This window comes from Achromobacter sp. 46006 (assembly GCF_059761975.1).
In genome coordinates this window covers 1-12,392 of record NZ_JCBANN010000097.1, presented here as the reverse complement: position 1 = coordinate 12,392, position 12,392 = coordinate 1, and the positions used below count along the sequence as shown (strand labels likewise).

The following is a 12,392-nucleotide window of genomic DNA, read 5'->3' as shown; positions in this document are numbered from 1 at the left end:
GGGTCGCGCGACCAGGAATACTGCCGGGCGTAATCCCTGGCCTACGGTTGATGACGGGCACGCCCGCTGCGCCCGTATGGAATTGACGATGCGAAAATCGGATGGAAAACCCCTGGAAATGGTGCAGCCATCCCAGGGGTTTTCAGCTAGATCATAGCGCTGGTGCCGGATAATGGTCCGGGAACCCGGTCCGCGCGACCCGCGCGGGCTCATCCCGCTCCGCCTGCCCGCCCATGTCCGCACCCGATTCCCGCTCCGCCGGCCGCGGTGGCCTCTCCACCCTGCGCACCCTGTTTCCCTACCTCTGGCCTCCCGGCCAGGCGGGGCTGAAAGCGCGCGTGGTGGCCGCCCTGCTGTGCCTGTTCGCCGCCAAGGCGGCGACCGTGTACGTGCCGGTACTGTACAAGCACGCCATCGACGCCCTGGGCCAGGGCGCGCCAGGCCACGTGACCGTGCCGCTGGGCCTGATCCTGGCCTATGGCGGCGCACGGGTCCTGTCGCTGCTGTTCTCGGAACTGCGCGACGCCCTCTTCGCCCGCGTCGGCCAGCACGCCATCCGCTCGGTCGGCCTGCGCATCTTCCGCCACCTGCACGGCCTGGCGCTGCGTTTCCACCTGACGCGCCAGACCGGCGGCCTGACCCGCGCCATCGAACGCGGCACCAAGGGCATCCAGACGCTGCTGTCGTTCCTGCTGTTCAACATCCTGCCGACCTTCTTCGAGATCGGCCTGGTCTGCATCGTGCTGTGGCGCATGTTCGACGCCTGGCTGGCGCTGGCCACCGGCGCCACGGTGGTCTTGTACATGGCCTACACGCTGGCCGTCACCGAATGGCGCGCCAAGTTCCGCCGGCTCATGAACGAGACCGACTCCGAGGCCAACACCAAGGCCATCGAGAGCCTGCTGAACTACGAGACGGTCAAGTACTTCGGCAACGAGGAACACGAAGCGCGCCGCTACGACGCCTCGCTCACCCGCTACGAACGCGCCGCGGTGCGCAGCCAGGTCAGCCTGTCGATCCTCAACGTCGGCCAGGCGGTCATCATCTCAGCGGGCCTGACGTTGGTGATGTGGATGGCCGCCAACGGCATCGCCGAGGGCCGCTACACCCTGGGCGACTTCGTGCTGGTCAACACCTACCTGCTGCAGTTGTACTCGCCGCTCAGCTTCTTCGGCTTCATCTACCGCGAAATCAAGCAGGCCATGATCGACATGGAACGCATGTTCGAACTGCTGGGACAGGACCGCGAAGTGGCGGACCGCCCCGGCGCGCAGCCGCTGCGCGTGGAAGGCGGCGCGGTCGAATTCCGCGACGTGCGTTTCGGCTACGACGAACGCCGCCCCATCCTCAAGGGCGTGAGCTTCACCCTGCCGGCCGGCAAGACCGTGGCCGTGGTCGGCACCTCCGGTGCGGGCAAATCCACCATCGCGCGCCTGCTGTTCCGCTTCTACGACGCCGATGCCGGCGCCATCCTGGTCGACGGCCAGGACATCCGCGATGTCACCCAGGCGAGCCTGCGCGCCGCCATCGGCGTGGTGCCGCAGGACACGGTGCTGTTCAACGACACCATCCGCTACAACATCGGCTACGGCCGGCCCGGCGCCTCGGATGCCGAGATCGAGCGCGCGGCCCGGCTGGCGCACATCCACGACCTGATCATGGCCATGCCCGACGGCTACCAGACCATGGTGGGCGAACGCGGCCTCAAGCTGTCCGGCGGCGAAAAGCAGCGCGTGGCCATTGCCCGCACCCTGCTCAAGAACCCGGCCATCTTTCTGTTCGACGAGGCCACCAGCGCGCTCGATACCCGGACCGAACGCGACATCCAGGCCAACCTGCGCGAGGTCAGCCGCGGCCGCAGCACGCTCATCATCGCGCACCGCCTGTCCACCGTGGCCGACGCCGACGAGATCATCGTGCTGGAGGATGGGCGCATCGCCGAACGCGGCCGCCATACGTATTTGCTGGCCGCGGGCGGCCTGTATGCCGCGATGTGGGCGCGGCAGCAGGAAAACACCGCCGCGCCGGCCGATTGACAAGCCCGGGCCCCTGTCCGAAGATCGCACCCTTTGCATCCAAGGCCAGCCATGCAGGATTCCCGTACCGCTCCCGAAGTCCGCGTCTGCGCCGCCACCGACCTGGTCAACGGCGGGCCCGGCGTCAAGGTGCCGGTTTCCGATAGCGCGGGCCGCACCACGGCGTTCTTCGTGCGCTACCAGGACCGGGTGCACGGCTACCTGAACCGTTGCGCCCACGTCGGCGTCGAACTCGACTGGGAAGGCAGCTTCTTCACCCGCGCCGGCGACCTGATCATGTGCGCACGGCACGGCGCGACCTACCAGCCCGACACCGGCCTGTGCGTCGGCGGCCCCTGTAAGAACGGCCGCCTCACCGTGCTGGCGGTCGAGGAACGCGACGGCGCCGTCTATTGGCAGCCCGCTGGCAAGATCCAGCCGCTGACCGCCGACTGAAGCCTCAGGCGCGGGCCGGTTCGGCCGCCCGTGCCGGCTCGGCGCGATCGGCGTAGCGGCGCGCCAGCACGGCGCACACCATCAACTGCATCTGGTGGAAAATCATCAGCGGCAGCACCACGATGCCCATCTGCGAGGTGCCGAACAACACCGTGGCCAGCGGAATGCCGGATGCCAGCGACTTCTTCGAGCCGCAGAACACCAGCGTGATCTCGTTCTCCTTGGACAGGCCGAGCTTGCGGCTGCCCCAGGTCGTGATCAACAGCACCGACCCCAGCAACACGGCATTGACCAGCACCATGGTCGCCAGGTCGATCGCCGGGAACGCATGCCAGATGCCCTGCGCCACCGCCTCGCTGAACGCGGTGTACACCGCCAGCAGGATCGAACTGCGGTCCACCTTCGACAGCATGCGGCTGTTGCGCTGCGCCCAGGCGCCGATCCAGGGCCGCAGCAGACTGCCCACCGCGAACGGCAGCAGCAATTGCAGCAGGATGCGGCCGGCGTCGGCCAGGCCATGGCCACCGCCCTGCCGATGCAGCAGTAGCGCCACCAGCAGCGGCGTCAGCACCGTGCCCAGCAGGTTGGACGCGGTCGCCGCGCAGATCGCGCCGGGCACGTTGCCGCGCGCCATCGAGGTGAACGCGATCGACGACTGTACCGTCGACGACAGCGTGCACACGAAAATCACGCCCAGCCACAGCGCAGGCGTCAGCAACCCGGGGAACAAGGCCCGCAGTGCCAGCCCCAATAGCGGGAACAGGATGAAGGTGCAGCACAGGATCAACCCATGCAACCGCACGTCCTTGACCCCGGCCACGATGGCATCGGTCGACAGGCGCGCCCCATGCAGGAAGAACAGCAGCGAAATCGCCACGTTGCTGGCCACCATCATGAAAGAGGCGCCCCTGCCCACGGCCGGGAAAAAGCTGGCGAACGCCACGGTGGCGATCAGGATGAGCGTGAATTGGTCAGGCAGGAAGCGGCGCATGGCGGGGAGTTTTCCGGAAAGGTCGGCCAACTATAGGCGCGCCGCTTGCTATCGTGAAGGCCACTGGTTACTGTAGCTGCTATCGGACTTTCCTATAGGCAGCCCGCCATGCTCAACCCGCTCTGGCTCAAGACCTTCGCCACCGCCGCCGGCGCGCCCAGCTTCAGCGAGGCGGCGCGCCGCCTTGGCCTGACCCAGCCTACCGTCAGCGAACACATCCGCCAGTTGGAACTGGCGCTCAAGCGGCGCCTGTTCCAACGCGACACCCATTCGCTGGCCCTGACCAGCGATGGCCGCAGCCTGCTGGTGCACGCCGAGATCATCCTAGATGCCCACGAGCGCGCCGAACGCCTGTTCGACGCGCCGCGGCTGCGCGGCCGCGTGCGGCTGGGCACTTCCGACGATCTGGCGCTGGGGCCGCTGCCCGATGTGCTGGCCGCGTTCCGGCTGGCGCACCCCGAAGTCGAACTGGATATCACCATCGGCGTCACCAGCGAGCTGTACCGGCTGCTGGACGACGGCGCGCTGGATGTGATGATCGGCAAGCGCCGCCGCGGCGACCGCCGCGGCCAGACCCTGCACAAGGAAGCGCTGCTGTGGCGCGCCAAGGAAGGCCTGCGCATCGCCCCCGACGCGCCGCTGCCCCTGATCCTGCTGCGCGAGCCCAGCGTCACCCGCACGCTGGCGCTGGACGCGCTGGCGCGCGCAGGCCGCGGCTGGCAGATCGTCTGTACCAGCACCAGCTACGCCGGCTGCCAGGCGGCCGCCCGCGCGGGCCTGGGCATCACCGTGCAACCCTCGCACCTCTCCACCGCCGGACTGGCGGCCCCGGCCGGCGTGCAGGCCCTGCCGCCGCTGCCGCAAGTGGAGTTCATCGTCATTTCGGCGTCCGCGCCCAACCAGCCGACCCGGGCCCTGACCGATATCCTGATGCGCAGCTCGCTCACCTGAGGCCCACGGCCGTTCGCCATGCACGCCCTGGCCGGCGCTGCCGGCAAGCCCGCGCGGGCCGATGGCCGTCGACACGCGGCCGCGCGAAGGCCAAACGCCTCAGTCCGGCAACGGATCGGGCACGCCCTGGTCATCCACCGACTTGACGCGATCCAGCGCATTGCGCGCCGCCGACATCGCCTCGACCGTCCCGCGGAATCGCCGCGTCACGAAGATCTCGAACGCCAGGCTCTCCGGCTCTTCCGTGGCTTGCGCCGCATCACAGGCAGGCGCCGCCTGCGCGCCAGCGTCGGCCTGGGCCGCCGTGTCCTGTTTCACTGGCAGGCGCCGCGTTTCCAGAAAGGCGCGCGCCGGAATGCGTCCCTCGGGCTGCGTCGCGTACGCCACGACGGAAAAACCATTGATGATCTTCTCGGCCATACCGGTTCCTTATAGGCCGCGCCAATCGCCAGCGCAGCGCGTTGTTAGCGACAACGGCCCGGCATTGGGAAACTTAAGCACACGTGAAACGGCCCCGATTGATTCGCATCAAGCGGGGCCGCGGCACTCAACCATGCACGCGCGTCTATTTTGTCGACGATATCGCGGGCAGGCGCGCACGCACATACTGCGCTACCTGCGCCAACACCTGCGACAAGTCGGCGCGCAGCGATTCGAAGCCCGCGTTGCGTTCGCGTGTCGCCTCGTCCATATACAAGGGGCGGCGGATCTCCACCTGCAGGCTGTGCCGATTCAAGGCCGGCCGGCCGATCTGCGCGATCAGTTGCACACCCTTGTACGGATCGTTGCGCGCCACCGTGTAGCCGCGGTCGCGCAGCGCCGTCTCGATCAGCGCGATGAATTCCGGCTCACAGGTGGTGCCATCGCGATCGCCCAGCACGAAGTCCGCCAGCGGATGCTCGCTCTGACGCCCCAGGCGTTCGTAGGCATCGTTCGGCATCGAATGCAGGTTCAGGTGCCACACCGCGCCGAAATCGCGTTGCGCCTCTTCGATCGCCCCGGACAGCGCTGCATGGTAGGGCGCGTAGTACGCCTGGATGCGATGCCGTACCTCGGCCAGCGTCAGCTTGCGATCGTAGATGGGCGTGGTCTTGTCCATGCGGCGCCAGATCAGCCCCTTGCCCAGGCGCGTCTTCTCGCCCGGCTCGAGCGGTTCCGGCCAGGGCTCGGCCAGCAGCTCCGGATCGAGATCGCGCAGCGTGCGGTTGGGATCGATATAGACGCGCGGAAAATGCGCTGCCACCAAGGTCGCGCCCAATGCCGGCGCCGCCGACCACAAGGCATCCACGTGCGTGTCCTCGCCCTGGCGCAGTTGCGCCAGGCTGGCCACCGCGCCGAAGTCCGCGGGATAGCGCTCGCCGCTGTGCGGCGAATCGCACACCAGGGGCAGCGCGGGCGCGGTCGGAGCGTGCACGGAAACGGCTTGGAAATCGGCGGGTGTCATCATCAGTCAGCCTGGATGTTGGCGGCCTTGGCGACTTTGGCATAACGCGCCAGGGCCTGTTCGATCTGGACCTTGAATTCCTGCGGCGAGGTCGGCATCAGCGTACCACCAACCTCCTCGGCCTTCTTGCGGAACTCCGGATCCCGCATCGCCGCGCGCACCGCCTGATTCAGGCGTTCGATCACCGCGGGCGGCGTGCCGGCCGGCGCCACCAGTCCGAACCAGCCACCCGTGCCCATGTCGGGGTAGCCCAACTCGATGTAGGTCGGCACATCCGGCAACAGCGGCGAACGCTGCGCGCCCAGCACGGCCAGCGGGCGCAACTTGCCGCCCAGCACCTGCGGCAGGGTCGAGGACAGGTTGTCGGTGATCGCGTCCACCTGCCCGCCCATCACGTCGTTCAGCGCCGGACCCGCGCCGCGGTACGGCACGTGCAGCAGCTTGATGCCGGCCAGCATCATGAAGTTCTCGATGTTCACGTGGCCCAGCGAGCCCACGCCCGGCGAGGCAAAGCTGTACTTGTCCGCCTGGCCTTTGGCCAGCGCCACGAACTCGGCCATGTCCTTGGCCGGGACCTGCGGGTTAATGGCGAAAATGCTGGGCACGGCCAGCACATTGGCGACCGGCTCGAAATCCTTCAGCGGGTCATAGTTCATCCGGCGATAGACCGCCGGGTTGGAACCGTGCGTGCTCATCGTCGCCATGCCCAGGGTATAGCCATCGGCGGTCGAACGCGCCACCTGCTCCATGCCCAGCGAACCGCCGGCGCCGGCCTTGTTTTCGACCACGATGGTCTGCTTCAGGTCGCGGCCGGCATACTCGGCCACCAGGCGCGCCACGATGTCGGTCGAACCGCCCGCGGCGAAAGGCACCACCAGCTTGATGGGACGCGAAGGATAGTCGGCGGCTTGCGCCTGGCCGGCAAAAGACAGCGCGGCGCAGACGCCGGCGAGCGCAATACGCGCGGAACAGCCGAAAAAGCGGCGGGACATGGAGCGACTCCGGAAGAAAGTGCAGGTCTTGCTGCGAGGCCGCCAGTGTCCAAACTTTACGTTCTGCTTTCAAACGACTATATTGCACGCCTTCATTACCAACGCTCATGCTAGGGCGTGGCGACATCGGCGCGGCTCTGCCTGGGGCAACCACGCAAGACGATGCCGCCGTCCCCAGAGCCGCCCGACTCATGCGCCTGCATTCGCCATCGATGTCCGAGCTGCACGCCTTCATGACGGCGGCGCGGCTGGGCAGCTTCACCCAGGCCGCCGAGACACTATGCGTGACCCAGGGAGCCATCAGCCGCGCCATCGCCCGGCTCGAAGCCCATTTCGGCCAACCGCTAATGCGGCGCAACGCCCATGGCCTGACCCTGACCGACACCGGGCGCAGGCTCTACGACGGCGGCCTGGCGCCGCTGCAGGCCATCGAAGCCTTGAGCGCCGAGCTGCGCGCCGACGACCGCCGCATGCGGCTGACGTTGTCCAGCGTGCCGACCCTGGCCAGCGCCTGGCTGGTGCCGCGCCTGCCCGACTTCCACCGCCGCCATCCCGAAATCCAGCTGGGTTTCACCGCCTATCGCCGCAACGAGGACTTCTCCGGCGCCACGCCCGACGCCGCTATCCTGTCGGGCATTGCCGGGCAGTGGCCGGGCTGGCAGGCGGACTACGTGATCGGCCGCGAAATGATCGCCATCTGCAGCCCCTCTCGGCTGGCCGCAAGACGCGCCGCGCGCCTGTGGGATACCGCTGCCGACCTGCTCGGCGAGCCGCTGCTCTACCACGCCAACGGCATGGACAACTGGGCGCGCTGGTTCGAGGCCGCCGGCGTGCAGCGCGGCGACCTCAAGCTCGCCAGCGGTTTCGACCAGGTCAGCATCCTGGTGCGCGCCGTCATGGCGGACATGGGCATCGCGGTGCTGCAGCGCTGCCTGGTGCAGGACGACCTGCAGGCCGGCCGCGTGGCCGCGCCGTTCCCCGACCTGCACATCGCCATCGCCCGTGGCTACCACCTTTGCGCCCCGCCGCAGCGGCGCGACCACTACGCGCTGGCCTGTTTCCGGCAGTGGTTGCTCGATACCGCTGGTCAGGATCCCGAGGCCGCAAGCGTCGTCCAGGCCTGAATTCGCAACCATGCGCTACCAAACAAAACGGGCCCCGACACGGGGCCCGCTGATGACAGGCAGTCTGACGGCCTCGCGGCCCTGGCATGGGCGCCTCAAGGCGCCAGCTTGAACCCCAGGTCCACGCCCCACTTGTCGGTTTCTCGCAACCATTTGGCGCCACAACTCAAGCAACGAAAATGATCCTCGCGGCTTTCCTCGCGGCCTTTCTGCGTCGGGTTGGTGAATCCTTGATGTCCCAGATGGGCATGCGGTGCCACGCCGGCAAGACCGGGGTGGATGCGTTGGCAAGCCAAGCACATGACGCTCATTGATGCTTCCCCACAAACATAGTTACCAAATTGTAAGGGATTTCACCAATGTTTTTCTATCAAAACCTACCGTCGATTAAATAAAAATTGTTAACGGGGCAATTAAGCAACGGCTGGCAATGCCGCCAGGCAAGTCGCCAGGTGGTATGGCGAGGTCGATGGCATATCGGTACGCACGACCGCCCCGCTACCGTCCAGGCATTCGTACCAGCCGCCAGCATGCAGGAAGCGTCCCCGGAAAGCCGCCAGCGCCTCGGCCAGCGCCTGCCGATCGCCCAGCACCGCCAGCACCCGCAGGTACTCGGTCTGGGCCCAGATCCGGCGAGTGTCGTCCAGCACCGCGCCGCGCTCGTCCAGGGCCGCCAGCACGCCGCCCCCGTCCACCCCATGGGCACGGGCCCAATGGACGCCCCTCGGCAGCGACTCGGCCAAGTCCAGTCCGTCGAACACCTCGGCCGACTCGCGCACCAGGGACAGCCACTCGAACTGGTGCCCCGGCTCGATGCGATTACCCGCCGTGCCTTGCGGCATTTCGGCAATGCACTGCGTCGGCGCACTCACGAAGGATTGGGTCATGGCCTGTGCCAGGCCACGCAGGCGCGTGGCGAACAGGGCTGGCTCGGCCACCTGGGCCGCGGCAAGGTAGGCCTCGGTCAGGTGCATCATGGGATTCTGCGCCGGTCCGCGCAGTGACTGGCGCCAGTCGGGGCTCAGGGCGGCGTGGTACAGCCCATCGCCGTCACGAAAGCGCGACTCGATGGTTTCGGCCGTGGCCAGCAGCAATTTGCGCGCATCGGCATTGCGCGAGCGCCGGAAATACGCGGCGCAGGCAAACACGATGAAGGCGTGGGTATAGAGATCCTGGCTCTGGTCGAGCGGCCGTGCCTGCGCGTCCACGCTGTAGTGCCAGCCGCCATGCGTCTCGTCGCGAAACACACGGCGCAACGACGCGAACAGGCGGTCGGCGTGCGCGCCGGCGGCGGCGCCCGGCGCCTCGGCATAGACGTACAACTGGCGCGCGCACGCCATGGCGCGATAGCGCTCGACGGGCAGCGGCGCGCCGGTGGCGGCATCCAGCGATTCGAAGGGCAGACCCAACGCGTCATTGAAACCCCGCCCCATCCACATGGGCAGGATGAGGGTGTCGAAATGCTCGCGGAAAGCGTTGATGTGCTCCGCCAGTGCGGAGTTGGTCTGTGCGGCAGTCATCTTGGAACGACGCAGGTCCGATGAGGACCGCTTGTTATGGAGCAGCGACGATAACCGAAATTTCCGCCGCCATCTCTGGAACGTCATCCTGAGCGTCATGCGCCGCACAGACCGGTACAGCCGTTCAACTTCCTTCGGGCGCGGGCGCGCCTAGCGGAAGATGTTTTCCTCGACCCAGTTCTGCGCGAAGACTTCCGCGCGATCGCGTGCCTCGTCCAATGAGGCGCAGTTGCCCAAGTGGGAAAACGCGGCATCCACTTCGGTGCCGCCCTCAGCCGTTACCGTCAGCAATACGCCATATCCGCCGGTATCCATGGCCGCTGTGGAAACGTCGATCAGTACTTCCTGGTCACGATGCTGCATGTGCTACCTCCCAGTCGGCTACCTAAACGCGTGAACCACGCGTGACGCAGCGGGAGCAGAATTCCCGCGCAATGAATAGACCTGAATTCGTCACGCAAGTTCATCTTACCGGCGGCGCGCGGTGCGCGATACGTCCGGACGCAGCCAAATCGAACAAACCGTCTCAGGAAATTCCCGTAGCCCGCCACAATTGGCAGCACTGTGACGACACATGGCGTACATATTCGCAAACAATGGACGAAATGCCGCAGCACGGGCAAGTCGTCAGGCAGTTGCGCGGGGTCTCGGGCAATGCGATCGAGGGCCGCAGGCCGGCTCGGGCACTAGCGCAAATGGATGGCGCCTGGCTCTTCCATGCGCAACGCCAACTTGCCTTTCTCGGTGATGCGCCAGACGCCATCCGGGCCCGGATCGATGCATCGCAAGGTCTGCAGCGCCTCGGCCACATGCGCGGGCACATTGGCCTGGACGGCCCCCGGTTCCGAATTATCGGCAACGATGCGCAGCCAGTGACCCAGCTCACCTTTTTCGAAACGATGCAATGCCATGCGTGACTCTCAGTTGAATGCGCCAACGATAGCATGCCGCCGCCCACGCGCCGACCCTAGGATGGCCGCAGCGCCAGGGGGCGCTTCAGGCGCGCCGCCACTGCCGACGCCGCCACGCTCAGCGCGATCAGGCCAAGCCCCAGCGCCAGGTCCGGTGAAATGCGTTCCCGGAACACGACCGACGACACCAGCAGGCCGATGACCGGCACGCACAGCATGGCAATCGACGTCGCCACCGGCGGCAGCGCCTGCGTCATGCCGAGCACCACGATGAAAGTCAGCGCGGTGGCCAGCGGGCCGGTATACAGGATCACCGGCCAAGCGTCCGGCACGCCCAGAAAGACCGGCGCGCCGTCGCGCAGCCAGGCCAGCGCCGCCAGCGGCACGCTGGCGATCGCGGTCTGCCAGGGAATCATGTCGGCGCCCAGCCGCACGTGGCGGCTGCCGCGTAGCTGGATGATGTTGCAGGCCCAGGCGAACGAGGCCCCCAGCAGCATCGCCAGGCCGATCACGGTATGCGCCTGCCACTGGCTGAAGGCCGGCGCCACGATCACGCCTATGCCCGCGTAGCTGAGTCCGATGGCGATCCACTGCGCCGCCGACAAACGCTCCTTGAGCACCAGCCAGGACAGTGGGATCACCCAGATCGAGGTCGCATAGGCGATCACCGAGGCCCGCCCCGGCGCCACGTATTGCAGGGCCCAGAGCGCCAACGCGGTGAACGCGCCCATCTGCATCAACGCCACGCCCGCCACCAGCGGCCATTCCTGGCGCGTCGGCAACCGCAACCGGCCCAGCAGTGCCAGCACCGCCACGCTGATCAACGCGGCCGACCCGAAGCGGCTGGCGGCCAACCAGAGCGGACTCATGTGCGCCAGCCCAAGTTTCATGACGGGCCAATTGCCCCCCCAGATCACCACCGCCCCCGCCAGGGGCAGAAACTTGCGCAACGTACTCTGCTGACTCATTACCGCCACATCTACCGCTTGAATATTCCGTCCATTGGCCGATTTGCCAAAGAAGGAAATAGTCTATAGGGTAAACCCCAGCATATTTCACCTCAATTCACCACGGGAACGGGCATACTCGGCATAAACGAACTGCCTATCCACGAACCACTCGCCTGTTATGCCGGATATCAACCTGGATGCCACCGACATCCGCATCCTCAACGAACTCCAGCGCGATGCGCGCCTGACCAACGTCGAACTGGCGGCGCGCGTCAATCTGTCGGCCTCACCCTGCCTGGCACGCGTGCGCCGGCTCGAAACCGAAGGCCTGATCGACCGCCGGGTCACGCTGCTGAATGCGCGCAAGCTGGGCCTGAAGGTCAACGTGTTCATCCAGATCTCGCTGGACAAGCAACGCAAGGCCGCGCTCGACGTGTTCGAGCGCGAGATCGCCGTATTGCCCGAGATCATGGAGTGCTACCTGATGTCCGGCGACGCCGACTACCTGATCCGCGCCCTGGTGCCCGACGTCGATGCGCTCGAGCGCCTGATCGTCGAACACATCACCCGCATTCCGGGCGTGGCCAGCATCCGTTCCAGCTTCGCGCTCAAGCAGGTGCTGTACACCACCGCGGTGCCGCTCGGCTAACCCGCTCTGGCCGCGTCCCGCCGCGCTTGCGGGATCACGCCGCCAAGCCCACAATGAAAAGCGTCCGGCTCCGACCCGAAGCCGGCGCCCCTTCATCGCTTAGCAAGGAGTCCACCATGCCTGAAACCGACTGGTTCCCCGGCAGCACGCTACCCGATCGTCAGGGCTACTTCGAAGTGGCATTCGACACCGGAGAAACCGAAATCACGCGCTACGGCCTGCTGGGCTGGGAGCCCGCCGAGGAACGCGGCCACATCCTGCGCTGGCGCGGTCTAGATCCGAAAATCGAAGCCGCCGAAATCGAACGCGAGAACGCCGTGCGCAGCCATGGCGACGACATCCTGCGCTGACACGCGCCCGCCTCAACGCAAAACGCCGCGGCCCCAGGC

15 protein-coding genes are annotated in these 12,392 nt (G+C 66.9%); 6 read left to right on the top strand and 9 right to left on the bottom strand.

What is annotated here, in order from left to right; all coding sequences use genetic code 11:
• Positions 1-233: 233 nt before the first annotated feature.
• Both AC6LKG_RS25545 and AC6LKG_RS25540 read left to right on the top strand, forming a co-directional pair.
• Complete coding sequence (locus AC6LKG_RS25545) at positions 234-2,036, top strand: ABCB family ABC transporter ATP-binding protein/permease (RefSeq protein ID WP_498169591.1); 1,803 nt, start codon at positions 234-236, stop codon at positions 2,034-2,036.
• Positions 2,037-2,087: 51 nt separating this feature from the next.
• A complete protein-coding gene (locus AC6LKG_RS25540; protein ID WP_498169590.1) occupies positions 2,088-2,471 on the top strand; it encodes a Rieske (2Fe-2S) protein in 384 nt (127 codons plus the stop codon).
• 4 nt (positions 2,472-2,475) lie between these two features.
• Here AC6LKG_RS25540 and AC6LKG_RS25535 read toward each other — a convergent pair whose 3' ends face one another.
• Positions 2,476-3,462: a bile acid:sodium symporter family protein gene (locus AC6LKG_RS25535; RefSeq protein ID WP_498169588.1), complete on the bottom strand. Its 987-nt coding sequence runs from the start codon at positions 3,460-3,462 to the stop codon at positions 2,476-2,478.
• Between the two features lie 108 nt (positions 3,463-3,570).
• Between AC6LKG_RS25535 and AC6LKG_RS25530 the strand changes: the two genes are divergently transcribed.
• The gene (locus AC6LKG_RS25530; RefSeq protein WP_498169586.1) at positions 3,571-4,413 is read left to right on the top strand and encodes a LysR family transcriptional regulator; all 843 of its coding nucleotides are present in this window, start codon (positions 3,571-3,573) and stop codon (positions 4,411-4,413) included.
• 99 nt (positions 4,414-4,512) lie between these two features.
• Here the strand turns inward: AC6LKG_RS25530 and AC6LKG_RS25525 are convergent, their stop codons facing one another.
• From AC6LKG_RS25525 to AC6LKG_RS25515, 3 genes are all read right to left on the bottom strand, one after another.
• Positions 4,513-4,833: a hypothetical protein gene (locus AC6LKG_RS25525; protein WP_498169584.1), complete on the bottom strand. Its 321-nt coding sequence runs from the start codon at positions 4,831-4,833 to the stop codon at positions 4,513-4,515.
• Positions 4,834-4,978: 145 nt separating this feature from the next.
• Positions 4,979-5,857: an N-formylglutamate amidohydrolase gene (locus AC6LKG_RS25520; RefSeq protein WP_498169593.1), complete on the bottom strand. Its 879-nt coding sequence runs from the start codon at positions 5,855-5,857 to the stop codon at positions 4,979-4,981.
• A 2-nt stretch (positions 5,858-5,859) separates the two neighbouring features.
• Positions 5,860-6,849, bottom strand: a complete 990-nt coding sequence (locus AC6LKG_RS25515; protein WP_498169583.1) for a Bug family tripartite tricarboxylate transporter substrate binding protein — start codon at positions 6,847-6,849, stop codon at positions 5,860-5,862.
• Between the two features lie 191 nt (positions 6,850-7,040).
• Here AC6LKG_RS25515 and AC6LKG_RS25510 point away from each other — a divergent pair, with 191 nt between their 5' ends.
• Positions 7,041-7,973 carry a LysR substrate-binding domain-containing protein gene (locus AC6LKG_RS25510; protein ID WP_498169580.1) on the top strand — a complete coding sequence of 311 codons (933 nt, stop codon included), beginning with the start codon at positions 7,041-7,043 and terminating at the stop codon, positions 7,971-7,973.
• Positions 7,974-8,068: 95 nt separating this feature from the next.
• Here the strand turns inward: AC6LKG_RS25510 and AC6LKG_RS25505 are convergent, their stop codons facing one another.
• From AC6LKG_RS25505 to AC6LKG_RS25485, 5 genes are all read right to left on the bottom strand, one after another.
• The gene (locus AC6LKG_RS25505; RefSeq protein ID WP_175131684.1) at positions 8,069-8,284 is read right to left on the bottom strand and encodes a hypothetical protein; all 216 of its coding nucleotides are present in this window, start codon (positions 8,282-8,284) and stop codon (positions 8,069-8,071) included.
• A 102-nt stretch (positions 8,285-8,386) separates the two neighbouring features.
• Positions 8,387-9,493: an AGE family epimerase/isomerase gene (locus tag AC6LKG_RS25500; protein WP_498169577.1), complete on the bottom strand. Its 1,107-nt coding sequence runs from the start codon at positions 9,491-9,493 to the stop codon at positions 8,387-8,389.
• A 150-nt stretch (positions 9,494-9,643) separates the two neighbouring features.
• Complete coding sequence (locus AC6LKG_RS25495) at positions 9,644-9,856, bottom strand: hypothetical protein (RefSeq protein WP_008159938.1); 213 nt, start codon at positions 9,854-9,856, stop codon at positions 9,644-9,646.
• Positions 9,857-10,179: 323 nt separating this feature from the next.
• Complete coding sequence (locus tag AC6LKG_RS25490) at positions 10,180-10,404, bottom strand: hypothetical protein (RefSeq protein WP_498169574.1); 225 nt, start codon at positions 10,402-10,404, stop codon at positions 10,180-10,182.
• A 56-nt stretch (positions 10,405-10,460) separates the two neighbouring features.
• Positions 10,461-11,372 (bottom strand): DMT family transporter, encoded by a 912-nt coding sequence (locus AC6LKG_RS25485; RefSeq protein ID WP_498169572.1) that lies wholly within the window; start codon positions 11,370-11,372, stop codon positions 10,461-10,463.
• 160 nt (positions 11,373-11,532) lie between these two features.
• On the opposite strand from AC6LKG_RS25485, the gene AC6LKG_RS25480 reads away from it, so the two are divergent.
• Positions 11,533-12,003, top strand: coding sequence for an Lrp/AsnC family transcriptional regulator (locus AC6LKG_RS25480; RefSeq protein WP_006388018.1), 471 nt, complete (start codon positions 11,533-11,535; stop codon positions 12,001-12,003).
• A 116-nt stretch (positions 12,004-12,119) separates the two neighbouring features.
• Positions 12,120-12,353 (top strand): hypothetical protein, encoded by a 234-nt coding sequence (locus AC6LKG_RS25475; RefSeq protein WP_498169571.1) that lies wholly within the window; start codon positions 12,120-12,122, stop codon positions 12,351-12,353.
• Positions 12,354-12,392: the final 39 nt, after the last annotated feature.

Coding starts and splice junctions, on each gene's coding strand:
- AC6LKG_RS25545 (WP_498169591.1), top strand. CDS start 234: ATGTCCGCACCCGATTCCCGCTCCGCCGGCCGCGGTGGCCTCTCCACC.
- AC6LKG_RS25540 (WP_498169590.1), top strand. CDS start 2,088: ATGCAGGATTCCCGTACCGCTCCCGAAGTCCGCGTCTGCGCCGCCACC.
- AC6LKG_RS25535 (WP_498169588.1), bottom strand. CDS start 3,462: ATGCGCCGCTTCCTGCCTGACCAATTCACGCTCATCCTGATCGCCACC.
- AC6LKG_RS25530 (WP_498169586.1), top strand. CDS start 3,571: ATGCTCAACCCGCTCTGGCTCAAGACCTTCGCCACCGCCGCCGGCGCG.
- AC6LKG_RS25525 (WP_498169584.1), bottom strand. CDS start 4,833: ATGGCCGAGAAGATCATCAATGGTTTTTCCGTCGTGGCGTACGCGACG.
- AC6LKG_RS25520 (WP_498169593.1), bottom strand. CDS start 5,857: ATGACACCCGCCGATTTCCAAGCCGTTTCCGTGCACGCTCCGACCGCG.
- AC6LKG_RS25515 (WP_498169583.1), bottom strand. CDS start 6,849: ATGTCCCGCCGCTTTTTCGGCTGTTCCGCGCGTATTGCGCTCGCCGGC.
- AC6LKG_RS25510 (WP_498169580.1), top strand. CDS start 7,041: ATGCGCCTGCATTCGCCATCGATGTCCGAGCTGCACGCCTTCATGACG.
- AC6LKG_RS25505 (WP_175131684.1), bottom strand. CDS start 8,284: ATGAGCGTCATGTGCTTGGCTTGCCAACGCATCCACCCCGGTCTTGCC.
- AC6LKG_RS25500 (WP_498169577.1), bottom strand. CDS start 9,493: ATGACTGCCGCACAGACCAACTCCGCACTGGCGGAGCACATCAACGCT.
- AC6LKG_RS25495 (WP_008159938.1), bottom strand. CDS start 9,856: ATGCAGCATCGTGACCAGGAAGTACTGATCGACGTTTCCACAGCGGCC.
- AC6LKG_RS25490 (WP_498169574.1), bottom strand. CDS start 10,404: ATGGCATTGCATCGTTTCGAAAAAGGTGAGCTGGGTCACTGGCTGCGC.
- AC6LKG_RS25485 (WP_498169572.1), bottom strand. CDS start 11,372: ATGAGTCAGCAGAGTACGTTGCGCAAGTTTCTGCCCCTGGCGGGGGCG.
- AC6LKG_RS25480 (WP_006388018.1), top strand. CDS start 11,533: ATGCCGGATATCAACCTGGATGCCACCGACATCCGCATCCTCAACGAA.
- AC6LKG_RS25475 (WP_498169571.1), top strand. CDS start 12,120: ATGCCTGAAACCGACTGGTTCCCCGGCAGCACGCTACCCGATCGTCAG.